Source organism: Streptomyces sp. NPDC031049, assembly GCF_055571015.1.
This window is the reverse complement of sequence record NZ_JBVIGC010000011.1, coordinates 196,024-222,643: the sequence shown is the minus strand read 5'-3', so window position 1 is coordinate 222,643 and position 26,620 is coordinate 196,024. Positions and strand designations below refer to the sequence as shown.

Here is a 26,620-nt window from a genome sequence, read left to right as displayed (position 1 = left end):
CGGTCGCTCACCGCAGGCGAGCGCGCCGGCCGCATCCCCAGGACGAGGAGAAGCAGCATGTCCACCACTGAGCAGCGGGTCGCCGTCGTCACCGGTGCCGCACGCGGCATCGGTGCCGCCACCGCCGTACGCCTGGCCGCCGAGGGCCGTGCCGTCGCCGTCCTCGACCTCGACGAGGCCGCCTGCAAGGACACCGTCGAGAAGATCACCGCGGCCGGCGGCAAGGCGATCGCGGTCGGCTGCGACGTCTCCGACGAGGCGCAGGTCGAGGCGGCCGTCGCGCGGATCGCCGAGGAGCTGGGCGCGCCGACGATCCTGGTCAACAACGCGGGCGTGCTGCGCGACAACCTGCTGTTCAAGATGAGCGTCTCCGACTGGGACACCGTCATGAACGTGCACCTGCGCGGCGCCTTCCTGATGTCCAAGGCCTGTCAGAAGCACATGGTCGACGCCGGCTTCGGCCGCATCGTCAACCTGTCCTCGTCCTCCGCCCTCGGCAACCGCGGCCAGGTCAACTACTCCGCCGCCAAGGCCGGACTCCAGGGCTTCACCAAGACCCTCGCCAAGGAGCTCGGCAAGTTCGGCATCACCGCCAACGCCGTCGCCCCCGGCTTCATCGCCACCGACATGACCGCCGCGACCGCCGAGCGGGTCGGCATGGGCTTCGAGGACTTCAAGGCCGCCGCCGCCACCCAGATCCCGGTCCAGCGCGTCGGCGAGCCCGACGACATCGCCAACGCCATCGCCTTCTTCACCGGCGAGGCCGCCGGTTTCGTCTCCGGCCAGGTGCTGTACGTCGCCGGCGGACCGCTCGACTAACAGGAACGGGACACGGACACCATGACTAACCAGGAACTGCCCGAACTCTCGGGCAAGGTCGCCCTCGTCACGGGCGCCAGCCGCGGCATCGGCTACGGCGTCGCCGAGGCGCTGATCGCACGCGGCGACCGGGTGTGCATCACCGGCCGCAACGAGGACGCCCTGAAGGAGGCCGTCGAGCAGCTCGGCGCCGACCGGGTCATCGGCGTCGCGGGCAAGGCCCACGACGAGGCCCACCAGGCCGTCGCCGTCGAGCGCACGATGGAGGCCTTCGGCCGCGTCGACTACCTCGTCAACAACGCCGGCACCAACCCGGTCTTCGGTCCGATCGCCGACCTCGACCTGAACGTCGCGCGCAAGGTCTTCGAGACCAACGTGGTCTCGGCGCTCGGCTTCGCCCAGCGCACCTGGCACGCCTGGCAGAAGGACAACGGCGGCGCGATCGTCAACATCGCCTCCGTCGCGGGCCTCGCGCCGTCCCCGTTCATCGGGGCGTACGGCGTCAGCAAGGCCGCCATGATCAACCTGACCGTGCAGCTGGCGCACGAGTTCGCGCCCAAGGTGCGGGTCAACGCGATCGCCCCGGCCGTGGTGAAGACCAAGTTCGCCCAGGCGCTCTACGAGGGCAGGGAGGCGGAGGCTGCCGCGGCCTATCCGCTGGGGCGGCTCGGTGTGCCCTCCGACATCGGGGGCGCCGCCGCGTTCCTCACCTCCGACCAGTCCGACTGGGTCACCGGCCAGACACTGGTGGTCGACGGCGGGATCTTCCTGAACGCCGGCGTGGCCTGAGCTGTGTCTTCGTGACCACGGGCGCCGTCGCACGCGACGGCGCCCGTGTCCGGGTGGCGAGACCGGCGGGTCCTGACAACGTAGTCATCGCTTGAATGATCAAACCCCCTGTTCGCAGGGGGGTTCAGGGGGCCTCGTGCTGCGGTATGGTCTGCCGACCCTTGGTACGGCAGATCGAGGAGCGTGCGCGTGTTCAACCGGAACCGATGCCTGCGGCGGGTGGCGGCCATCGCGTCCATATCGTCCCTGGTCACCGGATGCGGCATCCTGTCCTCCGACTCCTCGGACAAGGAAGCGCCCATCCTCGTGGGGACCACCAGCGCTCCCAGTACCCTGGACCCCGCCGCCTCCTGGGACAGTTCCTGGGAGCTGTTCCGCAACATCTACCAGACGTTGCTGAGTTACCCGAGCGGAGCGACCGCCCCGGAGCCGGACGCCGCCGAGTCGTGCGCCTTCACCGACAGCTCGTACCAGGTCTACCGCTGCGAACTGCGCGAGGGCCTGACCTTCTCCGACGGCGGCGCCCTGGACGCCAAGGCGGTCAAGTACTCGATCGACCGGATCAAGAAGATCAACCTCAACGGCGGCCCGGCCGGTCTGCTGGGCAGCCTCGACCGCGTCCAGGCGCCGAGCGAACGCGAGGTCGTCTTCCACCTCAACAAGCCCGACGCGACCTTCCCGTTCGTCCTCGCCACGCCCGCCATGTCGATCGTCGACCCCGACAGCTACCCCGCGGACAAGGTGCGCGAGGGCGGCTCCGTCCTCGGCTCCGGACCGTACACACTCCAGTCGTACGAGGACGGCAAGAAGGCCGAACTGGTCCGCAACGACCGCTACGAAGGCCTCGCCGAGCACCGCAACGACGCCGTGACCGTCCGCTACTTCCAGGACTCCGGCGCCATGGTCAAGGCGCTGCGCGGCGGCGAGATCCACGTGACCTACCGCGGCCTGGCCGCCGACGACATCATCGACCTCCAGGGCGTGTCCACCAAGGAAGAGAACCTCCAGCTGATCGAGGGCTCCGCGGCCGACATCAGCTACCTGGTCTTCAACCCGGAGGACCCCTGGGCGAGCAAGAAGCCGGTGCGCCAGGCCGTGGCCCAGCTCATCGACCGCGCGGCGATCGCCCACAAGGTCTACCAGGACACCGTCGACCCGCTGTACTCGATGGTCCCCAAGGGTCTGACCGGGCACACCGCGGGCTTCTTCGACGAGTACGGCGACCCCAGCGTCTCCAAGGCCCGCGCGCTCCTCAGGGAGGCCGGCATCACCGAGCCGGTGCCGCTCACCCTCTGGTACACCACGGACCGCTACGGCTCCGAGACCGGCAAGGAGTTCGAGGAGATCAAGCGTCAGCTGGAGTCCTCCGGCCTGTTCACCATCACCGTCAAGGGCCGCCCCTGGAAGACGTTCGCCGAGGGCTACCAGAAGGGCGAGTACCCGGTGTTCGGCCGCGGCTGGTCCCCGGACTTCCCGGACGCCGAGAACTTCATCGCCCCGTTCGTCGGCAAGCAGAACGCGCTCGGCACGCCCTACGAGGCGCCCCGGATCACGGAGGAACTGCTGCCCAGGTCCCGCCGGGAGAGCGACCGCGGGGGAGTGGAGAAGGAGTTCGAGGCGGCGCAGGAGATCCTGGTGGAGGACGCCCGGCTGCTGCCGCTGTGGCAGGGCAAGCAGTACCTCGCCGCGAGCGAGGAGATCTCGGGCGGCGAGCGGGCGCTCGACCCGTCGACGATCATGATGGTGTGGCAGCTGGGCCGGAAGACCAGCTGGTAGCGCTCCCCGCCGCCGGGCCCGGGGACCGGGTTGTCACTGGGCCCGGGGACCGGTTGTCAGTGGCTGCCGGTAGGTTCGGTGGCAGTGGGAAGTGACCGCACACCGTAAGGAAGTTGACGTGACCGACATCGCCATGCTGCCCGAGTCCTGGCGCGAGGTGCTGGGCGGCGAACTGCAGGAGCCCTACTTCAAGGAGCTGATGGAGTTCGTCGAGGAGGAGCGGGCGAACGGCCCCGTCTACCCGCCGCGGGAGGAGGTCTTCGCCGCGCTGGAGGCCACGCCCTACGACCAGGTGAAGGTCCTGGTCCTCGGCCAGGACCCGTACCACGGCGAGGGCCAGGGCCACGGCCTGTGCTTCTCGGTCCGGCCGGGCGTGAAGGTCCCGCCGTCCCTGCGCAACATCTACAAGGAGATGCACGAGGAGCTGGGCACCCCCGTCCCGGACAACGGCTATCTGATGCCGTGGGCGAAGCAGGGCGTCCTGCTGCTCAACGCGGTGCTCACGGTCCGGGCCGGCGAGGCCAACTCCCACAAGGGCCGGGGCTGGGAGCTGTTCACCGACGCGGTGATCCGCGCGGTGGCGAGGCGCCCCGACCCGGCGGTCTTCGTGCTGTGGGGCAACTACGCCCAGAAGAAGCTGCCGCTGATCGACGAGACGCGGCACGTGGTGGTGAAGGGCGCCCACCCCTCTCCGCTGTCGGCGAAGAAGTTCTTCGGCTCCCGCCCGTTCACGCAGATCAACGAAGCGGTCGCCCGGCAGGGGCACGAGCCGATCGACTGGACCATCCCGAACCTGGGCTGACCGGCGGGGCGGGCGCGCGGCCCGTGCGGCGCCCCGCCCCTTCCGCACGGAGCCGCCTGACCGGTATCGGCGTCCGCGGCGGCTAGCGTCGGTGGCGACAGCAGCCGACGAGTGCCCGGAGGACGTGGTGGCGCAGGGGCAGGACCAGGCGGCGCCGGATGCCGTGCTGACGCGGATCGGACAGGTCGTGATGCTGCACCACGCGGGTGACCGGGAAGAGGCCCGGCACCGCTTCCTCGGCCTGTGGGCCGAGCTGGCCGAGCACGGCGACCCGCTGCACCGCTGTACGCTCGCCCACTACCTGGCCGACACCCAGGACGATCCGGCGGACGAACTGGCCTGGGATCTCAGGGCCTTGTCGGCGGCGGAGGAGTTCACCGACGACCGGCTCGCCGGCCACGAGAGCGCGCCGGCGGCGCGAGCCCTGCGTCCCGCCCTGCACCTGAACCTGGCCGCCGACTACGACCGTCTCGGCCACCGCGAGGCCGCGCGGCTGCATCTGCGGCGTGCCCGGACGGCGGCGCACGTCCTCGCCGACGATCCGTACGGCCGTGGCGTACGCGCGTCCATCGGCCGGCTCGCGGCACGGCTGGGCGACGAGGACCCTCCGGGCGGCGGTTCCTCCGGCGCAGGCTCCCCGGACGACGGCTTCCCGGGCGGTCCGCCGGGCGGCGGTGGGCTCGGCCCGCCGCGCCGTCGGACGTGACGCCCGCCGGGTCGTCGCCGGGCCTGCGACCGTGCCGGCCACCCGCCCGGGCAAAGGGTGCCTGTCTGGGCAGGCGTTTGCCTGGGAACCGGGGCTTGCCTGGGTGCCGGGCGTTCGCCTGGCACAGGGCGCCTCCCAGGCGCCGGGCGCCTGCCTCGCACGGGGCGCCTCCCAGGCGCCGGGCGCCGACCGGGCTGTGGCCGTACCGGCTCTACGGTGCTCCGCTCCGGCAGCGGCCGAGCGGGTCAGCGGCCGTAGGTCTGGTCGCAGATGCGGGCCTGCGGACTGTCCGGGTGCCATCCTCCGTACTGCCTGCCCAGGGCGCACACGTCCGCGTTCCCGCCCGCGTCGCCGAGCGCGGGCCCGGGGACGGCGGGCCGGGCGGGGACGTCGGCGCGCGGCTGTCGCGGAGTGGGCGGGGCGGCCCTGCGCGGCTCGGGGCGAGCCGGCCGCGCCCGCTGCTCGGGAGCGGCCGACGGTGTCCGCCGCGGCGCCCGAGCCGAGGGAGCCGTCCGGCGCGGCTCGGCGTCGGCCCGCTCCGACGGCGGCGCGGAGCCGGCCATCTCCAGCGCCTCCCGGGCCGGCGCCTGCACGACCCGCGGTTCCGCCGCACCGTCCGGGCGGGCCGAGGTCGGCGGGGTCCCGGCCGCCGTCGGCCCCGTCGCGGGCGGGCGCTGGACCGTCACACAGCCGGTCAGGGCCGAGACGGCAACGGTCAGCAGGAGCGTCGCGGTGGTGGTCGCGGTGGTCGTCGATCGATGCACGCGCGCCACTCTGCTGGGTCCGGGACCGCCCACGGCACCGGTCCGGCGGAGGATGCCCCGCACGGGTGATCCCTGCACGCTCCCCGCGCGGTGCTCCGCGCACGGTGCTCCGTGCTCCCCGCGCGGGCGTCAGTCGCCGGTGGTGCCGTCGAGGCGCTCCCGGACCAGGTCGGCGTGGCCGTTGTGCCGCGCGTACTCCTCGATCATGTGCGTGTAGATCCACCGGAGGCTGAAGGGCTCGCCGGTGAACCGGCTGCGGCCTCGGGAGAGGTCGTCCAGCCCGAACCGCGCCGCGTTGCGCCGGGCGGTGCCGATCTCGGCCTGCCAGGTGTCGTAGGTCTCCTGCCAGGTGTCCGCTTCGGTCGGATGGAACTCGCCGTCGCGGTCCTCGTCGCTGTAGTAGATCGGCGCGGCACCGTCGTCCATCAGCACCCTGCGGAACCAGGACCGTTCCACGTCGGCCATGTGCCGCACCAGTCCCAGCAGGGACAGTTCGGACGGCGGTACGGAGGCGGTGCGCAACTGGGCGTCGGTCAGGCCCTCGCACTTCCAGGCCAGCGTCCTGCGGTGGTACTCCAGCCAGCCCTCCAGCATGGTGCGTTCGTCGGCGTTGCCCGCGGGTGTCCGGCGCTCGGTGGTCATGCCCCGCATCCTCGCGCACCGCGTCCCGAGGGCACCACGGGGTTTCACCCGCCGCCCGTACCGCCCCGCCGGCCACCGCCCACCATGCCCTCCAGCAGCTCCCGCAGCCCCGCCCGGACCTCCTCCCGGCTCGGGACCTCGGCGTGGAAGGTCCCGGCCACGCAGCTGAACATCAGTCCGTCGGCCCAGGCCACCAGCGACAGCACGTGCCGGTCCGGATCGGTCGAACCCAGCCCCCTCACCAGGGCGCCGAGCTGCTCGCGGAAGCGGGCGCCGGCCGCGTCGAAGTGGGCCCGCAGTTCGGGGCGGCGCGTCGCCTCCAGGGCCAGTTCGTAGCGGGCCAGCGTCAGTTCGCGGTTGCGGGTCAGGGCCCGGTGGGTGGCGAGGGCCAGGGCGTCCAGCAGGGAGTCGAGACCGGCGGCCGGGTCCGGCATCTCGTGCAGCGCGAGCACCCGCGCCTCCCGGTCGGCCAGCCGCCGCACCGCCAGCTCCAGCAGCGCCTGCCGGGTCCGGGCGACGTTCGACGTCGACCCCTGCGGCAGCCCGGCCGCCTCGTCGACCGCCCGGTGCGTGAGCCCCCGCATGCCGCGCTCGGCGAGGAGCGCGAGCGCGGTGTCGGCGACGAGGCCGGCACGGGATGCGGTGGCGGGGCGTACGGACATGACAGCCAACCTACCCGGCTCACTACTGCTGTAGTACAGTCGAGGCACGGGCCGACTACATCTGTAGTGAGCGGTGAGGTGCGAGGAGGGGCCATGGCAGGCACACAGCGGGTCGTCGTCATCGGCGGCGGGATCGGCGGACTGACCGCGGCGGTCGCCCTCCACCTGCGCGGCGGGCAGGTCACCGTGCTGGAGCGCGCTCCGTCGCTGGAACCGGTCGGCGCGGCCATCTCCCTGTCCCCCAACTCCCTGCGGGCGCTGGACGTCATCGGCCTCGGCGACGAGATCCGCGCCCTGGCCGCCTGGCAGGGCGACGGAGGGCTGCGCACGCCCGGCGGGCGCTGGCTGTCCCGCTCCAGCGCCGAGGCGGCGGCCCGGCGCTTCGGCGGACCCCTGGTCCTGCTGCACCGGGCCACGCTCATCGACCGCCTCGCCGGCCGGCTCCCGCCGGGCACCGTCCGCACGTCCGCCGCCGCGACCCTCGCCGACCCCGGCGACGCGGACCGGCCCGCCCGGGTCCGCACGCCCGCCGGCGAGCTGGAGGCCGACCTCGTCGTGGCCGCCGACGGCATCCGCTCCGCCGTACGCGACACGCTGTTCCCGGACCACCCGGGGCCCGTCTACTCGGGCTTCACCACCTGGCGCGTGGTGATCCCCGTGCCCGGCCTGCGGTTCGCCTCGCACGAGACCTGGGGCCCGGGCCGGCTCTGGGGCACGCACCCGCTCAAGGACGGCCGGGTCTACGCCTACGCCGCCGCCGTCACCGAGGCCGGAGGCCGGGCCCCCGACGACGAGAGGGCGGAACTGCTGCGGCGCTTCGGCGACTGGCACGACCCGATCCCCGCCGTCCTCGCCGCCGCGCGCCCCGAGGACGTCCTCCGCCACGACGTGCACCACCTCGCCGAACCGCTGCCCGCCCTGCACCGCGGCCGGGTCGCCCTGCTCGGCGACGCCGCGCACGCCATGCCGCCCACCCTCGGACAGGGCGGCAACCAGGCCGTCGAGGACGCGATCGTGCTCGCCCACCACGCCGACGACCTGGCCGCGTACACCGCCGCCCGGCTGCCCCGGACGACCGCCGTCACCCGGCAGGCCGTGCGGGTCGCCCGGCTGAACATGACCTCCAACCGCGCGGTCGCCGCGGTCCGCAACACCGCCCTGGCCGCGCTGTCCAAGGCCGGCCCCGCCCTGTTCCTGCGCGGCTTCGACGGCATCGCCGACTGGCGGCCCCCGCAGGCGCCGTATGCTTCCCGGCAGACCCAGGTCGGCGAGCGCTAGGAGAACACCCCGTGAAGGTCGGCTGCATCGGACTCGGCGACATCGCGCAGAAGGCGTACCTTCCGGTGCTGGCCGTCCAGCCCGGCGTCGAGCTGCACGTGCAGACCCGCACCCCCGCGACCCTCACCCGGGTCGCCGACGGGCTGCACCTCCCGCCGGGACAGCGCCACGCCGACCTCGACTCCCTGCTCGCCGCAGGTCTCGACGCCGCGTTCGTGCACGCGCCGACCGCCGTCCACCCGGAGATCGTCGCCCGGCTGCTGGAGGCCGGCGTGCCGACGTACGTCGACAAGCCCCTCGCCTACGAACTCGCCGACTCCGAGCGGCTCGTGGCGCTCGCCGAGGAGCGCGGCGTCGCCCTCGCCGTCGGGTTCAACCGGCGCTACGCCCCCGGCTACGCGCAGTGCGCCGAGCACCCGCGCGAGCTGATCCTCATGCAGAAGAACCGCATAGGCCTGCCCGAGGAACCCCGCACGATGATCCTCGACGACTTCATCCACGTCGTCGACACCCTGCGGTTCCTGGTGCCCGGCCCGGTCGACGACGTGACCGTCCGCGCCCGCACCGAGGGCGGCCTGCTGCACCACGTCGTGCTCCAGCTCGCCGGGGACGGCTTCACCGCGCTCGGCGTGATGAACCGGCTCAGCGGCTCCGCCGAGGAGATCCTCGAGGTCTCCGGGCAGGACACCAAGCGCCAGGTGGTCAACCTCGCCGAGGTGATCGACCACAAGGGGCAGCCGACGGTGCGGCGCCGCGGCGACTGGGTGCCGGTCGCCCGGCAGCGCGGCATCGAGCAGGCCGTGCTGGCCTTCCTCGACGCCGTCCGCGCCGGAAAGGTGCTCAGCGCCCGGGACGCGCTGGCGACCCATGAGCTGTGTGAGCGGGTGGTGGTTGCGGTGCGGGAGCAGACCGCCTGAGCCGCAGCGTCCGTACGCCGTCGGAGGCGGCCCACGCGGCGAGGATCAGCAGGGACGCGTACACGGTCCAGTCGCCGAACCGGACGTAGGGCGTGGTGCCGTCGGCGAGCGGCACCTCGTAGACGTGCGCGGTGCTCGCGCCGGTGCCCAGCCACGGCCCGATCCGCTTCCCGCCCGCGTCGTAGACCGCGGAGACGCCGGTCAGGGTCGCGTGCACCATGGGGCGGCCGGTCTCGGCGGCGCGCAGCGCGGCCAGCGAGGCGTGCTGCTCGGGGGCCCAGCTCTGCTGGAAGGTCGACGTCGACGACTGCGCGAGCAGCACCTGCGCGCCGTCCGCGGCCAGCCGGCGGCTCATGTCGGGGAAGGCGCTCTCGAAGCACACCATCGGCCCGATCCGCAGCCCGCCCCCGTTCGCCCCGGTGTCCATCACCACCTGTGCACCGCCCCGCCGCCGGTCCTCGGCCGCCGCCTCCCCGACGGACGTGGCCCAGCCGAGCAGCGAGCGGAACGGGACGTACTCGCCGAACGGCACCAGCCGCATCTTGTCGTACCGGTCGCCGGTCGGGCCGTCGGGCCCGATCGGCACCGAACTCTTGTAGATGCCGGGCCGGTCCGAGCGCCGCGCGTCGACGTTGACCAGGATGTCCGCGCCGGTCTCCCGGGAGAGCGCCGCGATCCGCCGCGCCAGGTCGGGCCGGTCGCCCAGGTCGAAGCCGACGCTGCTCTCGCCCCAGACGATCAGATCGGCGTCCCGTCCGGCGAGCCGCCGGGTCAGCTCCTCCTCGCGGTCGAACCGCCGGTCCGCACTGTCCGGACCGGCGACGACCCCCGGCTGGACCACGGCGATCCGCGCCCGGTCCCCGGCGTCCGGGCGCGGCGATCCCGCCCAGGCCGCGGAACCGGCGGCGGCGACCGCGACGAGCCCGGCGACAGCGGGCACCCGGGCACCGCGGACGGCGATCAGGACGGCGAGGGCCACGTTCACGGCCACGACCAGGAAACTGATCAGCCAGACCCCGCCGACCGACGCGGTCCGCAGCGCCGGCCCGACCTGCCACTGGCTCGCGCCGAGCATGCCCCACGGGCCGCCGAGCCCCTCCCAGGAGCGGACCAGCTCGACCGCCAGCCAGCCCGACGGCAGGACCAGCAGCGCCGCCGCGGCCCGCGACCCTGCGGGCGCACCGCCCAGCAGCCGGCGCACCAGCCAGCCCCACGGTGCCCAGAGCGCACCGAGGAGCGCCGCGATGACGAAGGTGAACACGTGCAGGTTCGGCAGCAGCCAGTGGTGCATGGCCAGCATGAACCCGAAGCCGCCCCACCAGCCGTCGTACAGGGCCCGCCGGCCGGTGGGCGCGGAGCGGGCCAGCAGCAGCCAGGGGACCAGGGCGACGTACGCCCACCACCACAGGGCCGGGGCCGGAAACGCCAGGACGGGCAGGGCACCCGCCAGCGCGGCGGCGGCCGAGCGGCGCCACGGGGAGGCGAGCCAGCGGCTCAACGAGTTCATGGACGCCTCCCTACCCCGTGGTGCCTCCAGTGTGCGCCCGGCCGCCGGGCGGACGAGAAGCGCACCCGGTCAGTTGATCACACCGGCCCTCCGTCGACCGGGAACGCGCCGTCACGTCGCCGCGCCCCATCGGTCCGCGCCCGTCGTTCTTCCGGTCGGAGGCGGTGACCGGCCGCCGTCGAGACCCTAGACTGATCGATGATCGATCAAACACCTCGGCCGACGATCAAACAGCTCGGCCGGCGATCGAACCGTTCGGCACCGCTCGGGCGGATCGGTGAGGCTGCTCGTCCAGGAGGTACTCATGTCGCGTCCCCTCACGGTGGTCACCGGCGGCAGCCGTGGTATCGGCGCCGCGACCTGTCTGCGGCTCGCGGCCGACGGCCACGACGTCGTCGTCGGGTACGTCCGCGACGAGGTGGCGGCCGAGACCGTGGCGGACGGTGTCCGAGCGGCCGGCGGACGGGCGCTCACCGTCCGCGGGGACACCTCGGCCGAGGCCGACGTCGACCGGCTCTTCGAGGCGGCCGAGACGCGGCTCGGACCGGTCACGGGGCTGGTGAACAACGCGGCGGTGACCGGTCCGCTGGGCCGGCTCGCCGACAGCGACCCCGCGGACCTGCGGCGGGTCCTCGACGTGAACCTGCTGGGCACGCTGCTGTGCGCCCGGCGCGCCGCGCAGCTGATGACCCCGCGGGGCGGCGGCGTCATCGTCAACGTCTCGTCGGGCGCGGCGACCCTCGGCAGCCCGGGGGAGTACGTCCACTACGCGGCGACCAAGGCCGGCATCGACGCCCTGACCGTGGGCCTGTCCAAGGAGCTCGGCCCCGACGGCATCCGGGTCAACGCGGTCGCGCCCGGGCTGATCGACACCGACATGCACGCGGCCATGGGGGCGCCGGACCGGGTCCGGCAGATGGCTCCGGGGATCCCGCTGCGGCGCGCCGGCCGCGCCGAGGAGATCGCCGCGGCCGTCGCCTGGCTGATGTCCCCCGACGCCTCGTACACGACGGGGGCGGTGCTGCGGGTGGCCGGCGGACGCTGAGCCGCCCCGGCGCGCGACGCCGGGACGGGGCACGAGGGCGGGGCAACGGGGCGGGACGCACGGAGACGGGGACTGGGCGGTCGGCCCGCCCGGTCGGCGGGCCGTCGGGTCAGGCGGCCTCGACGACCTCGCCGCGGATCGCGGCGGCCCACTTCACGACCAGTAACTCGTACTCCGCGCGCTCCTGTGCCGAGAGTGTGCCGCCCGCACGCATCCACAGGGCGCGAATCTGCTCGTTCAGCTCCGCGGCAGACCGCACGGAACCGGGGGACGGGAATTCGGGGGACATGCGGGCAAGCCTAGGGGCAAGCACTGACACTGCGCTACCGGACGGCTACGCACCCGCCGGTCCCGTCCCCGGCGGGCGGGTCAGTGCGCCGGCTCGCCCGCGTCCGGGGACAGTATCCCCATGCTGACCAGCACGATGATCACTATCCCGAGGGCCACGCGGTACCAGACGAAGGGCATGAAGCTACGCGTGGAAATGAACTTCATGAACCAGGCGATGACCGCGTAGCCCACCCCGAAGGCGATGATCGTCGCGAAGATCGTCGGGCCCCAGGAGATGTGGTCGCTCTCCATGGCGTCCTTCAGCTCGAACAGGCCCGAGGCGAGCACGGCGGGGATCGCGAGCAGGAACGAGTAGCGCGCCGCGGCCTCCCGGCGGTAGCCCATGAAGAGACCGCCGCTGATGGTCGCGCCGGACCGGGAGACGCCCGGGATCAGCGCCGCGGCCTGGCAGAGGCCGTAGATCAGGCCGTCCTTGACGCCCAGCTCGTGCAGTTCCTTGCGCGGCTTCGCGGCCCGGTGCCGGCCGCCGGTCTCGTCGCGCGCCGCCATCCGGTCGGCGATGCCGATGATCAGACCGACCACCACCAGCATCGTCGCGGTGATCCGCAGGTCGCGGAAGGGCCCCTCGATCTGGTCCTTCAGCGTCACGCCGAGCAGACCGATCGGGATCGAGCCGACGATCACCAGCCAGCCCATGCGGGCGTCCGGGTCCTTGCGCATGGCCTTGTCCGTGAGCGACCTGGTCCACGCCGACAGGATCCGGCCGATGTCGTCGCGGAAGTAGATCAGCACCGCCGCCTCCGTGCCGATCTGGGTGATCGCCGTGAAGGCGGCGCCCGGGTCGTGCCAGCCGGAGAACGCCGCGGTCAGGCGCAGGTGCGCGCTGGACGAGACGGGGAGGAACTCGGTCAGCCCCTGGACGAGTCCGAGGATGAGTGATTCGAACCAAGACATGAAGTTACGGAGTCCAAGTGCCGATCGAGAAACGGTCGATGAGCACGCCGAGCCGCCCTGTGCGGTGATCGGCTCCGAGCGTGCCGAGGGGCAGCGTAGCGCCCCCAAGTGAAGACCACGGCACAGGGGCGGGCCGGGTCACACCGCCGCCGGGCCCCCGGCGTCCGGCCGGGCGACCGCGCACGGGCGGGGTCAGTGCCCGCGCAGCCGGTGCCGCTTGCGCCAGGCCACCACGGCACCCGCCAGAGCCGGCACGGCGATGCAGGCCAGCGCGATCAGGAAGGCCGGTGACGTCGGCGTCGAGGCGCGGGCGCCCGCGACGACGTAGGCGGCGGTGTTCGGGATCGACCCCAGGCCCGTCGCCAGCAGGAACGGCAGCAGGCCCATGCGGGAGACGGCGGCGCAGTAGTTCGACGCGGCGAAGGGGATGCCCGGGAACAGTCGCGCCGCCAGCATGGAGCGGAAGCCGTGCCGGCTGAGCTGGCCGTCCGCGGCCTTGAGCCACTTGCCGCGCAGCAGCGGGCGCAGCGCGTCCTGGCCCAGCACCCGGCCCAGGCAGAAGGCGATCCCGGCGCCGAGCACCGTGCCCGCCAGCGCCGAGCCCAGCCCCAGCTGGGAGCCGAACAGCGCACCCGCCGCGAGGTTCAGCAGCGGGCGCGGCACGAACGCGACGGTGCACAGCCCGTACGCCGCCGCGTAGGCGATCGCCGCCGCGACGCCGCCGAGCTGCTGGGGCCAGCCGTCCGTCAGCAGCCTCTGCGGCTGGAACAGCAGCACGGCGCATCCGGCGGAGGCCAGCAGCAGGACGAGCAGACCGAGCCGGGACCAGGGCGAGAGCAGAACTCTCGCCGCGCGCGCACCGGATGGGGCCGGGGCGGCGGGTCCGGCGACGGCGAGTTCTGCGGCGGCGGTCCGGGGAGAGACCGCGGCGGTGCCCCCAGAGCGGGTGGTGGCATCGAGCATCCGGTGACATTAACCGACGAACGTGTGTGATCGCCGTAGGGTGGGTCCCATGAGCGTCACAGGTGCCGCACCTCACGCCGTACCGCGCAGTCCGCTCGCCGACACCGTGCTGGAGCGGCTCACCGCGGCCTACTCCGCCGCCGCCGACCCCGAGCGCGCCGTGACGATGGCCGCCTACATGAAGGACGTGGCCCCCTTCCTGGGCCTGGCCACCCCCGAGCGCCGCGCCCTGTCCCGCACCGTCCTCGACGGCACACCCCGCCCCACCGAGGCGGACTGCACCGCGATCGCGCTGCGCTGCTGGCGGCTGCCCGAGCGCGAGTACCACTACTTCGCCGTGGACTACCTGCGCCGGCACGTGCGCCACTGCTCCTCCGGCTTCCTGCCCGTCGCCCGGCACCTGATCACCACCGCGCCCTGGTGGGACACCGTCGACCTGCTCGCCGCGCACGTGGTGGGCGGCCTGGTCGCGGCCGACCCCGCGCTCACCGCCGACATGGACGCCTGGAGCGCGGACGCCGACCGCTGGCTCGTCCGCACGGCCCTGCTCCACCAGCTGCGCTACAAGGAGCGCACCGACTCCGCGCGCCTGTTCGCCCACTGCCTGCGCCAGTGCGGCCACCCCGACTTCTTCGTCCGCAAGGCGATCGGCTGGTCCCTGCGCGAATACGCCAAGACCGACCCGGAGGCCGTGCGGGGCTTCCTGGCCCGCGAGGGGCACCGCTTCGCGCCGCTGTCGGTGCGGGAGGCGCTGAAGAACACCGGAGCCTGACGGGCCGCCACCCCCTCGGCGCGGAAAACCATTCGACGCCGGACCCCGCGTCGGCCATGATCGACGCCATGTTCCGGTACGCCTTCCACCTCGCCGCATCCGCCGCCGCGGATGCCCCGAAGGCTGCCGTCCCCACCTTCCTGACCGCCGTCGACGGCGCCCGAAGCTGACCCTCCCCGGATCGTCCGGCGGACCCCGCAGGGGGAGGGTCGGCGAGCGACCGGGGTCCCCACCACCATCACCAGGCTTCGAGGTACCGCCATGCCCAAGACGGCGTACGTCCGCACCAAACCGCATCTGAACATCGGCACGATGGGCCATGTCGACCACGGCAAGACCACCCTGACCGCCGCCATCACCAAGGTCCTCGCCGACCGCGGCGCCGGCACCACCCGGTACGTGTCGTTCGACCGTATCGACCGCGCCCCGGAGGAGGCGGCGCGCGGCATCACCATCAACATCGCGCACGTCGAGTACGAGACCGACACCCGGCACTACGCGCACGTCGACATGCCCGGCCACGCCGACTACGTCAAGAACATGGTCACCGGCGCCGCGCAGCTCGACGGGGCGATCCTGGTCGTCTCCGCGGTGGACGGCATCATGCCGCAGACGGCCGAACACGTGCTGCTCGCCCGGCAGGTGGGCGTCGACCACGTCGTCGTCGCCCTCAACAAGGCCGACGCCGGGGACGAGGAGCTGACCGACCTGGTCGAGCTGGAGGTCCGCGAGCTGCTCACCGCGCACGGCTACGGCGGCGACGCCGTGCCCGTCGTACGGGTCTCGGGACTGAAGGCCCTCCAGGGGGACCCGCGCTGGACCGCGTCGATCGAGGCGCTGCTCGACGCCGTGGACACCTATGTGCCGATGCCCGAGCGGTATCTGGACGCCCCGTTCCTGCTGCCGGTGGAGAACGTGCTCACCATCACCGGCCGCGGCACGGTCGTCACCGGCGCCGTCGAGCGCGGCACCGTCCGCGTCGGCGACCGGGTCGAGGTGGTCGGCGCGGACGTCGAGACGGTCGTCACCGGTCTGGAGACCTTCGGCAGGCCGATGCAGGAGGCCCAGGCCGGTGACAACGTGGCCCTGCTGCTGCGCGGGGTGCCGCGCGACGCGGTCCGCCGCGGGCACGTGGTCGCGGCGCCCGCGAGCGTGAAGCCGGCCCGGCGGTTCACCGCCCGGGTGTACGTCCTGTCGGCGGGCGAGGGCGGCCGGACCACGCCGGTCACCACCGGCTACCGCCCGCAGTTCTACCTGCGCACCGCCGACGTCGTCGGTGACATCGACCTCGGCGAGGCGGGGGTGGCCCGGCCCGGCGACACCGTCACCATGGCGGTCGAGCTGGGACGCCCGATGCCGCTGGAGCCCGGTGACGGCTTCGCGATCCGCGAAGGCGGCCGGACGGTCGGCGCGGGCACCGTGACGACCGTGGACCGCGCGGGCTGACCGGAGTCCACGGGTCCGCCTCCCTCAGGCCGTACGGGAGGCGGACCCCGTCCGTCAGAGGCTCGCGTCGCGGTGGGTCGGCCGGCCGTCCACGACCGTGAGCAGCACCGGCACCCCGGGCAGCTCGGTGGCCTCCGTGGTCAGCGGGTCGGCGGCCAGGACCGTCAGGTCCGCGCGCCGTCCGACGGTGATCCGGCCCGCCTCGTGCTCCTCGCCGGCCGCGTACGCGGCATTGACCGTCATGCCCTGGAGCGCCTCCAGGGCGGTGAGCGCCTGCTCCGGGCCGTGCGGCGGCTGGGTGAGGTCCCGGGCCGGGCGGCGGTGCCGGGCGCCGGCCAGCACGCCCAGCGGGGGGTACGGGGCGATCGGCCAGTCCGAGCCGAGGACCACCGTGGCGCCGGAGTCGACCAGGTCGCGGCAGCGCCAGGCGCGGGAGGCCCGCTCCTCGCCGAGCCGGCGCGACCAGTTGTCCGTGTGGTCGGCGCGGGTGAAGTCGCAGCAGTGCGTCGGCTGCATCGACGCGACGACGCCCAGCCCGGCGAACCGGCGCAGCGTGTCGTCCGGCACGGTCTCGATGTGCTCCACCCGGTGCCGCACCCCGCGCCCGCCCTCGGCCTGCGCCTTCTCGACGGCGTCGAGCACATGGCGCACCGCCGCGTCACCGATCGCGTGCGTGGCGGTCGGCACCCCGGCCCGGTGCAGCTCGCCCACGATCCCGGTGTAGACCTCCGGGTCCGGCCAGAAGGCGTGTGTGGACTCGCCGTGGCAGTCCGGGTGCTCCAGCCAGGCGGTGCCGTTGTCGACGGTGCCGTCCATGAAGATCTTGACGCCGGCCGTCCGCCACAGCGCGCCGCCCGTCCCCTGCTGCTCGATCAGCGCGCGCACCCCGTCGGCGTCCGTGCCGGGCTGGCACCACGGTGCGACACGCAGCCGCAGCGGGAGCTCACCGGCGGCGTCCAGTTCGGCGAAGAAGGCGAGACTGTCGCCGTTGGCGTCCATGACGTGCCCGCCGGTCAGGCCCGCGGCGGCCATGCCGCGCAGCGTCGAGGCCAGCCGCTCGCGGCGCTCCTCGCGGCTCGGCTGCGGGGCGACGCGCTCGACCAGCTCGCACGCGGCGTCCTCCAGGAGCAGCCCGGTGGGCCGGCCGTCGGCGTCGCAGACCACCTCCGCCGAGGCCTGGTCGAAGGTGCGCGGCCCGTCCACCCCGGCGAGTTCCAGCGCGCGCCTGCTGGCCAGCATGGAGTGCGCGTCGAAGAGCAGCAGGAGGGCGGGTACGCCGTCGAGCACGTCGTCGAACGGCGCGATGCCGGCGGGGCCGTCGCCGAAGACGTTGGGGTCCAGGCCCCAGCCGCGCAGCCACGCGCCGGGCGCGAGCGAGCGCGCCTCGGCGGCCAGAGCCGCCCGCACCTGCTCCAGATCGGCGCAGGCCGACAGGTCGAGGCCGTGGGTGAGGTCGGCGCCGTGGACCGGGTGGAGATGCCCGTCGACCAGGCCCGGGGTCACCACGGCGCCCTTGAGGTCGATCACCGTGGCCGAGGGGTCCGCGAGCGCGCGGATCTCCCGGTCGTCGCCGAGGGCCGTGATCCGGCCGCCGGCCGCGGCGAGGGCGGTCCCGGGCAGGAACCGGCCGGTGACCGGGTCCAGCAGACGGGCCGAGAGCAGGACGAGCGAGGTGCGCGCGGGGGACTGCACAGAGGTCTCCTAGGGGCGGACGCGGGGAGGAGGCGGGCGCCGGGTGGGGGCGGGGTGTCGGGTCGGGGGTTGGAGGCCGGGTGGGGTCGGGTGCCGGGGCCGGACGCCGGGTGGGGCGGATGCCGGGTCGGGGGTCGGATACCGGATCGGGGACGAATCCCCGGGCGCGGAAACCGGGTGGGACGGACGGGTGAGCGGCGGGCGGATCCTTAGCCGGGGACGGAGGGGGAGCGGGGGCCGTCAGGGGGGCCTGCTTCCGCGGCGGAGCCGGCGTCCGTGGTGGGACCGGCGTCCGCCGTGGGGCCGGCGTGCGTGGCGGAGCCGGCGTCCGTGGTGGCACCGGGCGGGGACGCCGGCCCGCCGGGAGCGGCGGCGGCCTTCAACGTGCCCCGGGGCAGGCCCAGTTCGCGTTCCGCCGTGCTGAGCGGCAGCTCGCGTACGGCGGGCGGGTCGTCGGCGGTCGAGGCGCTGTTGACGAGCATGCCGATGCCGTCGAGGACGACCAGGATGTGCACCGCCGTCAGCACCGGGTCCGCGGTGTGGAACTCGCCCCGCTCCACCCCCTCGCGGACGAGGCCCGCGAGCCGGTCCCGCCAGGCGTCCTCCTGGACGGCGACCCGCTGCCACAGGGCCGGACGGTAGCGGCTGAGATGCCGGGCGTTGAGCCACAGCCGGCTGATGTCGTCGTAGGCCGGACCGGACGTGCGGGCGAGGAAGCGCGCCAGGTGCCGGGTGCACGTGGCGTCGCCCCGGTCGGCCGGGAGGAGGTCGTCGAGTTCCGACCCGACGGCGCTGCCGTAGGCCTCGGCGACCAGTTCCTCGGCCGCGGGGAAGTAGTGGCTGATCAGTCCCGGCCGGACGGCCAGCTCCTCGGCGATCCGGCGGAGCGTGATGCACTCCAGCCCTTCGCTCAGAGCCACCCTCGCGGCTGCCGCAACGATTTCCGCACGTCTTTCGGGAGGAGACTTACGGATTCGCTTGTTCGGAACGCTTGACGCCATGGAATCAATGCTATTGAGTGTGCGACCAACAAGCAAGCAGGTGGTGACAACAGCACACCCGGAGGGGCCCATGGCGTCCACGATCGGCGACCCGCAACCCGGCGCCCGCGCCGCACACCAGGAGGTCCGGCCCCCTTCGGGCCGGGCGGGCGGCGTGGAGGCGCACGGCATCGACCACATCCCCGACGCCGAACGCCACGGCCGGCCCCGGCAGTTGTTCTCCGTCTGGGCGGCGGCGAACGTGAACTACCTCAACCTGGTCGTCGGCGGGGCCCTGGTCCTGATGGGCCTGAGCCTGTGGCAGGCCCTCGCCGTGATCGTGGCGGGCAACCTGTTCTGGGTGCTCACCGGTCTGCTGTCGGTCTCGGGGCCGGCCGCCGGCGCGCCGAGCGAAGTGATCACGCGCGCGGTCTACGGAATCCGCGGCAACCGCGTGAACAACGCGATCGTCGGCTGGCTGATCTCCGTCTGCTACTTCGCCCTCAACCTGGCCGCCGCCGCGACCGCCGCCTTCGCCCTGGTCGAGATGGCCGGCGTCCGGGCCACCACCGGCGTGCAGATCGCCGTGGTGCTGGTGGTCGCCGCCCTCACCCTGGCCATCGGCGTCTACGGCCACGCCGCGATCATGAAGCTGTACCTCCCGATCACCCTGGTCCTGACCGCGGTCTTCGCCGTCGTCGCGGTCGCGGTGCTCGGGCACACCGACTTCTCCCACGCCCCCGCCGAACCACTGACCGGCACCGAGCTGTGGGCGGTGCTCATCGCCGGGGTCACCCTGGTCGGTTCGGGCCCGCTGTCGTACACGACCAGCGCCGACTTCGCCCGCTACCTGCCGCGCACCACGTCGGCGAAGGCGGTCGTCGGCTGGACGGCGCTCGGCGGCTCCCTGCCCGGAGCGGCCGTGTGCTCCCTGGGCGCCCTGGCCGCCACCGCCGTCGACATGAGCGATCCGCAGGCCGGCCTCCAGCGGATCCTGCCGGGCTGGTTCCACCCGGTGTTCCTGCTCGCCCTGGTCCTCGGCACCGTCGCCATCAACGCCCTGACCGCCTACAGCGCGGGACTCGCCCTCCAGGCCGTCGGCCTGCGCATCCGCCGCTCCCGCAGCGTGCTCGTCGACGGCACCGCCGCGGTCGCCCTCACCCTCTACGGGCTCCTGGTCTCCGACTTCCTCGACACCGTCAGCAACGTCCTCCAGCTCACCGTCGTGCTGCTCGGCCCCGCCATGGCCGTCTACGCCACCGACGTCGTCCTGCGCCGCAACCGCTACGACGGTCCGGCCCTCGCGGACGAGACCCGCGGCAGCCCCTTCTGGTACACCGGCGGGTACAGCCTCCCGGGCGCACTGGCGCTCGTCGGCGGTGTCACCGCGTCGGCCCTGTGCGTGGACACCCTCTACACCGGCCCGGTCGCCCGCGTCCTGGGCGGCGTGGACCTGGCCCTGCCCGTCGGGCTGCTCGTCGCCTCCGCGCTGTACGCGGTGCTCACCCGCGCCCTGCGCACGGGGCCGTGAGCACCGGGCCGTGAGCACCGTGGCCCTGAGCGCCCCGGGCGGCGGCACAATGGTGCCCGTGAACGAGCCCCTCCCGGTCAGCCGCGTGGTCGACCACGGCACCGCCAAGCTGATGCCCGACGTCGACCGCAGGCGCGCCTGGCTGCTGACCGTCGACGGGGCACCGCAGTCGTACGTCGACCTGGACGAGCCGGCCCACCTGGAGTTCGAGTACGCGCGCCGGCTCGGGCACGTCCTGGACACCGTCGCCGAGCCCGGACGCCCGCTGGACGCGCTGCACCTCGGCGGCGGCGCACTCACCCTGCCCCGCTACCTGGCCGCGACCCGGCCCGGCTCCCGGCAGGACGTCGTCGACGCCGACGGGCGCCTGCTGGAACTGGTCGCCGAACAGCTGCCGCTGCCGGACGGCTCCGGCGTCGCCCTGCACACGGCCGACGCCAGGGCCTGGCTGGCGGCGGCCCCGGCGGACACGGCCGACGTCCTCGTCGCCGACGTCTTCGGCGGCTCCCGCGTGCCCGCGCACCTGACGTCCCTCGGCTACGCCCGTGAGGCGGAGCGGGTGCTGCGGGCCGACGGGGTCTACCTGGCCAACCTCCCCGACGCCGCGCCGTTCGCCTTCCTCCGCTCGCAACTGGCCACCTTCGCCTCGCTGTTCGAGGAGCTGGCGCTGATCGCCGAGCCGGCGGTGCTGCGCGGGCGGCGCTTCGGCAACGCCGTGCTCGTGGCCGCGCACCGCCCCCTGGACACGGCCGCCCTGATCCGGCTGACCGCCGCCGACGCCTTCCCGGCCCGCGTCGCACACGGAAGTGCCCTGCGGGACTTCGTCGGCGACGCGCGGCCGGTGCGGGACGAGGACGCCGTACCGTCACCGGAGCCCCCCGACGGGGCCTTCGGCATCGGCTGAGGGCGCGGGCCCGGCCCGGTTCCCGGGGTCACGACCCCGTCGGAGGCTCCTCCGTGAGGCGCACCGTGCTGAGGATCTTGTCGATCGTCTTCTGCGGGATCTCCTCGTCGACGCCCTTGGCGCCGTAGAGGTTCCAGGTGACGAAGTCGCCGGCGCCGTTCTTGAAGGCGAAGGTGACCGCCTTGCCGTCGGTGGCGCACTTGCCCTTCTGCGGGGTGTTCTCCGAGTGCGCCGTGGCGAGACTGCCTTCGATGCCCGACGCCGTCTTGTACGGCTTCGGCTTGCCGTACTTCACGCTCTTCTTGTCGGGCTGCGTGTAACCGCCGAAGATCCACCACGGCACGCGGGTCTCGGCCGCCTGTTGCGCGGTCTTCGCGCCGTTCTCGCCGCGCGTGCCGGCGGTGACGAGCGCGGTGTCCTCCTCGCGGCCGTCCTTGTCCTCGTCGGTCGTGCACCACTTGGACTTCAGATAGGCGGGGGCGGTGACCGTGGTGCGGTCCATCTCGCCGTCCTCGGCCTCCCACTCGAAGCCGACGCTGGTGCCGGTCTTCTCGATCTCCCACTCCGGCGGGACGTCGAACATGGTGCCGAAGCGCGGGTTGGCCACCACCTTCCAGCCGGGAACGGTGGGCTTCAGCTCGCCGTCGCCCCGCGGGTTGTCGCCGCCGCCCGACGGGCTCGGCTCGGTGGACCCGCTGGGCTCGGCGGACTTGCTCGCCGTGGGCTTGGCGTCCTTGCCGCCGCCCGCCTCGTCGTCCTTGTCGCCGCCGAGCACCAGGAACCCGGTGACGCCGGCGGCGATCACCACGGCCGTGGCCGCCACGATCGCGACCAGCTTCGTCCGGTTCCCGCCGCCACCGCCGCCGCCCTGGGTGGGCGGCTGCGGGGAGCCCGCCGGCTGCGCCGGGCCCCACTGCGGCTGCTGCGCATAGGGGTTCGGCTGCTGCTGGTAGCCGGGCTGCTGGTACGGATTCGGCTGCTGGTACCCCGGCTGCTGGTACGGATTGTTCTGCTGCGGGTTCTGCTCGCCCCCGGGCGGCTGCTGTCCTGGCCACATGGGCAGCAACCCTATCCGCGTCCGGGACACGATTCGGTCACTGCCCCTTGTCAGGGACGTACCGAAACGGCCGCTCCCGAGCGGCCGGCGCGTCGAAGGCGACGCCCGGATCTCGGCTGACCACGGTCTTCCGGCCCGCGACGGCCGGCCGTGGTCCCTCGTCAGCGGGCGACTGTTCTCCCGGCCACTTGCGCGGCAAGCGCACGGTGATCGCCGCCGGGATCTGGCCCCGGAAGCTACTCGCGGGTAACCTGTCGGTCATGAGCGCAGATCAGATGTCGATCGGCGAGCTGCTCGCCGCGACGGTGCCGATGGTTCGGACGCTGAACCTGGAGTACCTGGAGACCACTCCGGAGAAGGCCGTGCTGGCCCTGCCGGACCAGAGCGAGTACCGCAACCACGTCGGCGGGCCGCACGCCGGGGCGATGTTCACCCTCGGTGAGTCGGCCAGCGGCGCCATCGTGCTGGCCGCGTTCGGGGACCAGCTCTCCCGTGCCGTGCCGCTTCCCGTCAACGCCGAGATCGCGTTCAAGAAGATCGCGCTGGGTCCCGTCACGGCGACGGCGACGCTGGGCCGTCCGATCGCCGACGTCGTCGCCGAACTGGACGAGGGCAAGCGGCCCGAGTTCCCGGTGGCGGTCGCCATCCAGCGCGAGGACGGAGCCGTGACCGGCGAGATGACGGTCGTCTGGACGCTGCGGCCCAACAGCTGAACCACCGCCACCGCCACGGTCACCGCCACCGACGGCGAGGATGAGGGTGAGGGCGGTGCGAGGGTGCCGCGGCGTGCCCGCGATGGCAGAAGCGCCGCCGGAACCCCCGGCTTCGGGGCCCCGTCCGGGTGCGACACCGCCCGGACGGGGCCCTGGTCCGTCTCTCCAGCGGCGCGGGGAGACCCGCCGGGGCAATCGGGGCCAACGGGGCGTCAGGTCGGTTGTGGCGCATAGTGCGCGCAGATCCCGCACGCACGAAGGAGCCACGGCGCATGACCGATCCCGTCTCCCGGACCACCCCGGACCCGTCCTCCCGGCCCCCGTCCCGGCGCTCCACCCTGCGCCTCCTGGCCGGTGCCGTCGCCGTCGCGGCGGCGTCCAGCAGCGGCTTTCCCTCCGTGGCGTCCGCCGCCGCCGGTGCCGGGCCCGCCGACGCAGGCGCCGGCCCGCGCGTCGAGGGGCTCCTGGCCCGGCTGACCCTCGCCGAGAAGGTCTCCCTGCTGCACGGCGCCACCGACCCCGCACCGCTCGGCCAGGCGGGCTACGTCCCCGGAGTGAAACGCCTCGGCATCCCGCCGCTGCGGCTCGCCGACGGCCCGGCCGGCGTCCGCGTCACGGCGCACGCCACCGCCCTGCCCGCCCCGGTCCTGCTGGCCGCCGCCTTCGACCCGGACCTGGCCCGCCGCTACGGGAGGGTCATCGGACACGAGGGACGCGCCCTCGGCCAGGACGTGCTGCTGTCCCCGATGGTCAACCTCATCCGCACCCCGTACGCGGGCCGCAACTTCGAGACCTTCGCCGAGGACCCGCTGCTCGCCGCCGACCTGGTCGCCGCCGAGATCGAGGGCATCCAGAGCGAGGGGCTCGTCGCCACCGTCAAGCACTTCGCGCTGAACAACCAGGAGAAGGACCGCGAGACCATCGACGTCCGCGTCGACGAGCGCACCCTGCACGAGGTCGAACTGCGCGGCTTCGAGGCTGCCGTCGCCGCCGGGACCGGCGCGGTGATGGCCGCCTACAACAAGGTCAACGGGACGCACGCGTGCGAGAACGCCACGCTGCTCACCGACGTGCTGCGCCGACGATGGGGCTTCGACGGCTGGGTGATGAGCGACTGGTCGGCCACCCACAGCACCGCCGCGTCGCTCACGGCGGGCCTCGACATGGAGATGCCGGACGGAAAGCACTTCGGGGAGGCGCTCCGGAAGGCCGTCGAGAACGGCGGCGTACCCGAGCGGTACGTCGACCGCGCCGTGCGCCGCGTCCTGACCGTCATGGACCGCTTCGGGCTCCTGGACGGCGCCCCGCCGCCACGTCCCGCGCGCGACGCCGCGGCCGGTGCCGCCGTCGCCCGCGAGGTCGCCGAGGCCGGCGCGACCCTGCTGCGCAACGAGCGCGGCACCCTGCCCCTGGCGCCGGGCCGCCACATCGCCGTGATCGGCCCCACCGGCGCCCGGCCGCTGGTCAGCGGCGGCGGCAGCGCACACGTCGTCCCCGACCGTGCCGACAGCCCGCTCGACGTCATCGGGCCCCGCGCCGCCCGCGTGACGTACGCGCTCGGCGAGGACGTCTTCGGCAAGCGGCTGCCCGCCACCGCCCTCGCCCCGGCCCTGGACACCGGGGAACGCCGCGTCGCCGCCGGGCGGAGGTGGACGTACGACGGCACGCTCACCGTCGACGAGGCCGACGCGTGGACGTTCGTCCTGCACTACTCCGCGGCCCCGGCCGACCGGCCCCAGGTCCTGCTGGACGGCGAGGACCTCTTCCCGATGGCCCCCGGCTACACCGAGTACTTCGCCGGCGGGCTGGTCACCACCGCCCCCGACGGCCTCGCCGTGCGCCGCAGAACCGTGACGCTCGCCGCGGGCCCGCACCGGCTGCGCATCGTGGCGGAGGGCGGGGAAGGCGGCCAGCTCTTCAGGCTGCGCCACATCACCGGCGCGACCCGCGCGGCCGACGTGGCCGAGGCGGTGCGGGCCGCCCGCGCCGCGGACGACGTGGTCCTCTTCGCCTACGAGGACGCCACCGAGGGCCAGGACCGCACCACCCTCGCCCTGCCCGGCAACCAGGAGCGGCTGATCGAGGCCGTCACCCGGGCCAACCCGCGCACCACCGTCGTCCTCAACACCTCGTCGGCCACCACGATGCCGTGGCTGGACGGCACCGGCGCCGTGCTCCAGATGTACTACCCCGGCCAGGAGGGTGCCGCGGCCACCGCCGCCGTCCTGTTCGGCGACCGCGACCCCGGCGGGCGGCTCACCCAGACGTTCCCCGCCGACGACGCCCACCACCCGGTCGCCGCCGACCCCGTGCGCTACCCCGGCGTGGACGGCGTCCAGGAGTACTCGGAAGGCGTGCACACCGGCCACCGCTGGTACGACGCGCGCGGCGTGCGACCGCTGTTCCCCTTCGGGCACGGACTGTCGTACACGTCCTTCGCCTACGAGGACCTTCGGGCCCGGGCGGCCCGCGGGGGGCTCGACGTGAGCTTCACCGTGCGCAACACCGGTGAGCGGGAGGGCATCGCGGTGCCGCAGGTGTACGTCGGACCCGCCCCCGGCCTGCGGCTCGACCAGCCGGTGCGGACGCTGGCCGGGTACCGGCGGGTCGCCCTGGGTGCGGGAGAACGACGCCGGATCACCGTGCACGTCGGCGGGCGCACGCTGGCGTGCTGGGACCCGGAGCGCCACGACTGGGTGCGCGGCACCGGCCGGCGCACCGTGTGGGTCGGGGCGTCGGCGGGGGACCTGCGGCTCAGGACGAGTGCCGACGTCGGTTCCATGTAGCGGCCAAGTACCCTTCCCGGGGTAGCGGGGGCGGACAGGGGCGGCCGAGGCGGCCGGCCCCGGTGGCGTCCCGACAAGACGGTGTCTCGACGAGGGAGGACGGCGGTGCACGTCCAGGAGTGGCTCGGCACGGTGCCCGCGGCGGCGGTCTACGCCGCGGTGGGCCTGGTCATCGCACTGGAGAGCCTGGGCATTCCGCTGCCGGGCGAGATCGTCCTGGTCTCGGCGGCGCTGCTGTCCTCCCAGCACACCGGCGTCGACCCGCTGGTCCTCGGGATCTGCGCGGTCGCCGGCGCCGTGGCCGGCGACTCCGTCGGCTACGCCGTCGGCCGCAAGGGCGGCCGAGGGCTGCTGGCCCGGCTGGGCCGCAGGTTCCCGCGTCACTTCGGCGAGGCGCACATCGCCACCGCCGAGCGGTCCTTCAGGAGGTGGGGCATGTGGGCGGTGTTCTTCGGCCGCTTCGTCGCCCTGCTGCGCATCTTCGCCGGGCCGCTCGCCGGTGTGCTGCGCATGCCGTACGGGAAGTTCCTGACCGCCAACGTCCTCGGCGGCATCGTCTGGGCGGGCGGCACCACCGCCGTCGTCCATTACGCCGGCATCGTCGCCGAGCCCTGGCTGAAGCGGTTCTCCTGGGTGGGTCTGGTGGCGGCGGTCCTGGTCGGCACGGTCTCCGTGCTGGTGCTGAAGAGGAAGGCGGCGAAGCGGGCCGAGCCGCTCCCCGCGGCCGAGTAGCAGCGCCCCCGAAGGGCGCGGGGAACGGCGCGAGCGACCACCGAACCACCCGCGGGCCGCCCACGGCAGCCAGCCCCCACCCGCAGGCCGCC

Annotated in this window: 25 protein-coding genes; 15 read left to right on the top strand and 10 right to left on the bottom strand. The window is 74.0% G+C overall.

Translation table 11 applies throughout. The annotated features are described in order from the left end of the window. Positions 1 to 57 precede the first annotated feature (57 nt). The 5 genes from fabG to ACZ45Q_RS20395 all read left to right on the top strand — a co-directional run bounded on the left by fabG (position 58) and on the right by ACZ45Q_RS20395 (position 4,892). Positions 58 to 819 carry a 3-oxoacyl-ACP reductase FabG gene (gene fabG, locus ACZ45Q_RS20415; protein ID WP_468263085.1) on the top strand — a complete coding sequence of 254 codons (762 nt, stop codon included), beginning with the start codon at positions 58 to 60 and terminating at the stop codon, positions 817 to 819. A gap of 21 nt (positions 820 to 840) precedes the next feature. Next, positions 841 to 1,608, top strand: coding sequence for an SDR family oxidoreductase (locus ACZ45Q_RS20410; protein ID WP_468263082.1), 768 nt, complete (start codon positions 841 to 843; stop codon positions 1,606 to 1,608). A gap of 189 nt (positions 1,609 to 1,797) precedes the next feature. Continuing rightward, entirely contained in the window at positions 1,798 to 3,384 is a 1,587-nt protein-coding gene (locus tag ACZ45Q_RS20405) for an ABC transporter substrate-binding protein (protein WP_468263080.1), read from the top strand. Positions 3,385 to 3,502: 118 nt separating this feature from the next. After that, on the top strand, positions 3,503 to 4,186 hold the full coding sequence (gene ung, locus ACZ45Q_RS20400; RefSeq protein ID WP_468263077.1) for a uracil-DNA glycosylase: 684 nt from the start codon (positions 3,503 to 3,505) through the stop codon (positions 4,184 to 4,186). Between the two features lie 127 nt (positions 4,187 to 4,313). After that, positions 4,314 to 4,892, top strand: coding sequence for a hypothetical protein (locus ACZ45Q_RS20395; RefSeq protein WP_468263260.1), 579 nt, complete (start codon positions 4,314 to 4,316; stop codon positions 4,890 to 4,892). A gap of 245 nt (positions 4,893 to 5,137) precedes the next feature. Here the strand turns inward: ACZ45Q_RS20395 and ACZ45Q_RS20390 are convergent, their stop codons facing one another. The 3 genes from ACZ45Q_RS20390 to ACZ45Q_RS20380 form a co-directional block, all read right to left on the bottom strand. Then, complete coding sequence (locus tag ACZ45Q_RS20390; protein WP_468263075.1) at positions 5,138 to 5,656, bottom strand: hypothetical protein; 519 nt, start codon at positions 5,654 to 5,656, stop codon at positions 5,138 to 5,140. 129 nt (positions 5,657 to 5,785) lie between these two features. Beyond that, complete coding sequence (locus tag ACZ45Q_RS20385) at positions 5,786 to 6,298, bottom strand: DinB family protein (RefSeq protein WP_468263072.1); 513 nt, start codon at positions 6,296 to 6,298, stop codon at positions 5,786 to 5,788. 44 nt (positions 6,299 to 6,342) lie between these two features. Continuing rightward, positions 6,343 to 6,960, bottom strand: coding sequence for a TetR/AcrR family transcriptional regulator (locus tag ACZ45Q_RS20380; protein WP_468263069.1), 618 nt, complete (start codon positions 6,958 to 6,960; stop codon positions 6,343 to 6,345). 93 nt (positions 6,961 to 7,053) lie between these two features. Between ACZ45Q_RS20380 and ACZ45Q_RS20375 the strand changes: the two genes are divergently transcribed. Together ACZ45Q_RS20375 and ACZ45Q_RS20370 are read left to right on the top strand one after the other, a co-directional pair. Continuing rightward, entirely contained in the window at positions 7,054 to 8,238 is a 1,185-nt protein-coding gene (locus tag ACZ45Q_RS20375; RefSeq protein ID WP_468263066.1) for an FAD-dependent monooxygenase, read from the top strand. An 11-nt stretch (positions 8,239 to 8,249) separates the two neighbouring features. Then, the gene (locus ACZ45Q_RS20370; RefSeq protein WP_468263063.1) at positions 8,250 to 9,155 is read left to right on the top strand and encodes a Gfo/Idh/MocA family protein; all 906 of its coding nucleotides are present in this window, start codon (positions 8,250 to 8,252) and stop codon (positions 9,153 to 9,155) included. On the opposite strand, the gene lnt is transcribed toward ACZ45Q_RS20370, so the two are convergent. Then, complete coding sequence (gene lnt / locus ACZ45Q_RS20365; protein ID WP_468263060.1) at positions 9,079 to 10,662, bottom strand: apolipoprotein N-acyltransferase; 1,584 nt, start codon at positions 10,660 to 10,662, stop codon at positions 9,079 to 9,081. The genes ACZ45Q_RS20370 and lnt overlap by 77 nt on opposite strands. 304 nt (positions 10,663 to 10,966) lie before the next feature. Here lnt and ACZ45Q_RS20360 point away from each other — a divergent pair, with 304 nt between their 5' ends. Next, positions 10,967 to 11,707: an SDR family NAD(P)-dependent oxidoreductase gene (locus tag ACZ45Q_RS20360; RefSeq protein WP_468263057.1), complete on the top strand. Its 741-nt coding sequence runs from the start codon at positions 10,967 to 10,969 to the stop codon at positions 11,705 to 11,707. Positions 11,708 to 11,816: 109 nt separating this feature from the next. On the opposite strand, the gene ACZ45Q_RS20355 is transcribed toward ACZ45Q_RS20360, so the two are convergent. The 3 genes from ACZ45Q_RS20355 to ACZ45Q_RS20345 all read right to left on the bottom strand — a co-directional run bounded on the left by ACZ45Q_RS20355 (position 11,817) and on the right by ACZ45Q_RS20345 (position 13,915). Beyond that, a complete protein-coding gene (locus ACZ45Q_RS20355; RefSeq protein ID WP_468263054.1) occupies positions 11,817 to 11,996 on the bottom strand; it encodes a hypothetical protein in 180 nt (59 codons plus the stop codon). Positions 11,997 to 12,076: 80 nt separating this feature from the next. After that, complete coding sequence (locus ACZ45Q_RS20350) at positions 12,077 to 12,952, bottom strand: undecaprenyl-diphosphate phosphatase (protein WP_468263051.1); 876 nt, start codon at positions 12,950 to 12,952, stop codon at positions 12,077 to 12,079. Between the two features lie 192 nt (positions 12,953 to 13,144). Beyond that, on the bottom strand, positions 13,145 to 13,915 hold the full coding sequence (locus ACZ45Q_RS20345) for a TVP38/TMEM64 family protein (protein WP_468263049.1): 771 nt from the start codon (positions 13,913 to 13,915) through the stop codon (positions 13,145 to 13,147). Positions 13,916 to 13,964: 49 nt separating this feature from the next. Here ACZ45Q_RS20345 and ACZ45Q_RS20340 point away from each other — a divergent pair, with 49 nt between their 5' ends. Then, positions 13,965 to 14,687, top strand: a complete 723-nt coding sequence (locus ACZ45Q_RS20340) for a DNA alkylation repair protein (protein ID WP_468263047.1) — start codon at positions 13,965 to 13,967, stop codon at positions 14,685 to 14,687. 261 nt (positions 14,688 to 14,948) lie between these two features. Then, the gene (gene tuf, locus ACZ45Q_RS20335; RefSeq protein WP_468263044.1) at positions 14,949 to 16,133 is read left to right on the top strand and encodes an elongation factor Tu; all 1,185 of its coding nucleotides are present in this window, start codon (positions 14,949 to 14,951) and stop codon (positions 16,131 to 16,133) included. A 54-nt stretch (positions 16,134 to 16,187) separates the two neighbouring features. Here tuf and ACZ45Q_RS20330 read toward each other — a convergent pair whose 3' ends face one another. Both ACZ45Q_RS20330 and ACZ45Q_RS20325 read right to left on the bottom strand, forming a co-directional pair. Next, positions 16,188 to 17,825, bottom strand: a complete 1,638-nt coding sequence (locus ACZ45Q_RS20330; RefSeq protein WP_468263041.1) for an amidohydrolase — start codon at positions 17,823 to 17,825, stop codon at positions 16,188 to 16,190. 209 nt (positions 17,826 to 18,034) lie between these two features. Beyond that, on the bottom strand, positions 18,035 to 18,826 hold the full coding sequence (locus ACZ45Q_RS20325; RefSeq protein ID WP_468263038.1) for a TetR/AcrR family transcriptional regulator: 792 nt from the start codon (positions 18,824 to 18,826) through the stop codon (positions 18,035 to 18,037). Between the two features lie 70 nt (positions 18,827 to 18,896). Between ACZ45Q_RS20325 and ACZ45Q_RS20320 the strand changes: the two genes are divergently transcribed. Both ACZ45Q_RS20320 and ACZ45Q_RS20315 read left to right on the top strand, forming a co-directional pair. After that, entirely contained in the window at positions 18,897 to 20,336 is a 1,440-nt protein-coding gene (locus ACZ45Q_RS20320) for a purine-cytosine permease family protein (protein ID WP_468263036.1), read from the top strand. Between the two features lie 58 nt (positions 20,337 to 20,394). Further along, complete coding sequence (locus tag ACZ45Q_RS20315; protein WP_468263033.1) at positions 20,395 to 21,240, top strand: spermidine synthase; 846 nt, start codon at positions 20,395 to 20,397, stop codon at positions 21,238 to 21,240. 28 nt (positions 21,241 to 21,268) lie between these two features. On the opposite strand, the gene ACZ45Q_RS20310 is transcribed toward ACZ45Q_RS20315, so the two are convergent. Continuing rightward, on the bottom strand, positions 21,269 to 22,297 hold the full coding sequence (locus ACZ45Q_RS20310) for a DUF8017 domain-containing protein (RefSeq protein ID WP_468263030.1): 1,029 nt from the start codon (positions 22,295 to 22,297) through the stop codon (positions 21,269 to 21,271). Positions 22,298 to 22,572: 275 nt separating this feature from the next. Between ACZ45Q_RS20310 and ACZ45Q_RS20305 the strand changes: the two genes are divergently transcribed. From ACZ45Q_RS20305 to ACZ45Q_RS20295, 3 genes are all read left to right on the top strand, one after another. Beyond that, complete coding sequence (locus tag ACZ45Q_RS20305; protein WP_468263258.1) at positions 22,573 to 23,010, top strand: DUF4442 domain-containing protein; 438 nt, start codon at positions 22,573 to 22,575, stop codon at positions 23,008 to 23,010. Between the two features lie 272 nt (positions 23,011 to 23,282). Then, positions 23,283 to 25,796, top strand: a complete 2,514-nt coding sequence (locus tag ACZ45Q_RS20300) for a beta-glucosidase (protein WP_468263027.1) — start codon at positions 23,283 to 23,285, stop codon at positions 25,794 to 25,796. Positions 25,797 to 25,901: 105 nt separating this feature from the next. Next, the gene (locus tag ACZ45Q_RS20295) at positions 25,902 to 26,528 is read left to right on the top strand and encodes a DedA family protein (protein WP_468263024.1); all 627 of its coding nucleotides are present in this window, start codon (positions 25,902 to 25,904) and stop codon (positions 26,526 to 26,528) included. The last annotated feature ends 92 nt before the right edge of the window (positions 26,529 to 26,620 follow it).

Coding starts and splice junctions, on each gene's coding strand:
- ACZ45Q_RS20345 (WP_468263049.1), bottom strand. CDS start 13,915: ATGCTCGATGCCACCACCCGCTCTGGGGGCACCGCCGCGGTCTCTCCC.
- ACZ45Q_RS20410 (WP_468263082.1), top strand. CDS start 841: ATGACTAACCAGGAACTGCCCGAACTCTCGGGCAAGGTCGCCCTCGTC.
- fabG (WP_468263085.1), top strand. CDS start 58: ATGTCCACCACTGAGCAGCGGGTCGCCGTCGTCACCGGTGCCGCACGC.
- ACZ45Q_RS20375 (WP_468263066.1), top strand. CDS start 7,054: ATGGCAGGCACACAGCGGGTCGTCGTCATCGGCGGCGGGATCGGCGGA.
- ACZ45Q_RS20325 (WP_468263038.1), bottom strand. CDS start 18,826: ATGGCGTCAAGCGTTCCGAACAAGCGAATCCGTAAGTCTCCTCCCGAA.
- ACZ45Q_RS20305 (WP_468263258.1), top strand. CDS start 22,573: ATGTCGATCGGCGAGCTGCTCGCCGCGACGGTGCCGATGGTTCGGACG.
- ACZ45Q_RS20300 (WP_468263027.1), top strand. CDS start 23,283: ATGACCGATCCCGTCTCCCGGACCACCCCGGACCCGTCCTCCCGGCCC.
- ACZ45Q_RS20310 (WP_468263030.1), bottom strand. CDS start 22,297: ATGTGGCCAGGACAGCAGCCGCCCGGGGGCGAGCAGAACCCGCAGCAG.
- ACZ45Q_RS20350 (WP_468263051.1), bottom strand. CDS start 12,952: ATGTCTTGGTTCGAATCACTCATCCTCGGACTCGTCCAGGGGCTGACC.
- lnt (WP_468263060.1), bottom strand. CDS start 10,662: ATGAACTCGTTGAGCCGCTGGCTCGCCTCCCCGTGGCGCCGCTCGGCC.
- ACZ45Q_RS20355 (WP_468263054.1), bottom strand. CDS start 11,996: ATGTCCCCCGAATTCCCGTCCCCCGGTTCCGTGCGGTCTGCCGCGGAG.
- ACZ45Q_RS20380 (WP_468263069.1), bottom strand. CDS start 6,960: ATGTCCGTACGCCCCGCCACCGCATCCCGTGCCGGCCTCGTCGCCGAC.
- ACZ45Q_RS20340 (WP_468263047.1), top strand. CDS start 13,965: ATGAGCGTCACAGGTGCCGCACCTCACGCCGTACCGCGCAGTCCGCTC.
- tuf (WP_468263044.1), top strand. CDS start 14,949: ATGCCCAAGACGGCGTACGTCCGCACCAAACCGCATCTGAACATCGGC.
- ACZ45Q_RS20320 (WP_468263036.1), top strand. CDS start 18,897: ATGGCGTCCACGATCGGCGACCCGCAACCCGGCGCCCGCGCCGCACAC.
- ACZ45Q_RS20385 (WP_468263072.1), bottom strand. CDS start 6,298: ATGACCACCGAGCGCCGGACACCCGCGGGCAACGCCGACGAACGCACC.
- ACZ45Q_RS20360 (WP_468263057.1), top strand. CDS start 10,967: ATGTCGCGTCCCCTCACGGTGGTCACCGGCGGCAGCCGTGGTATCGGC.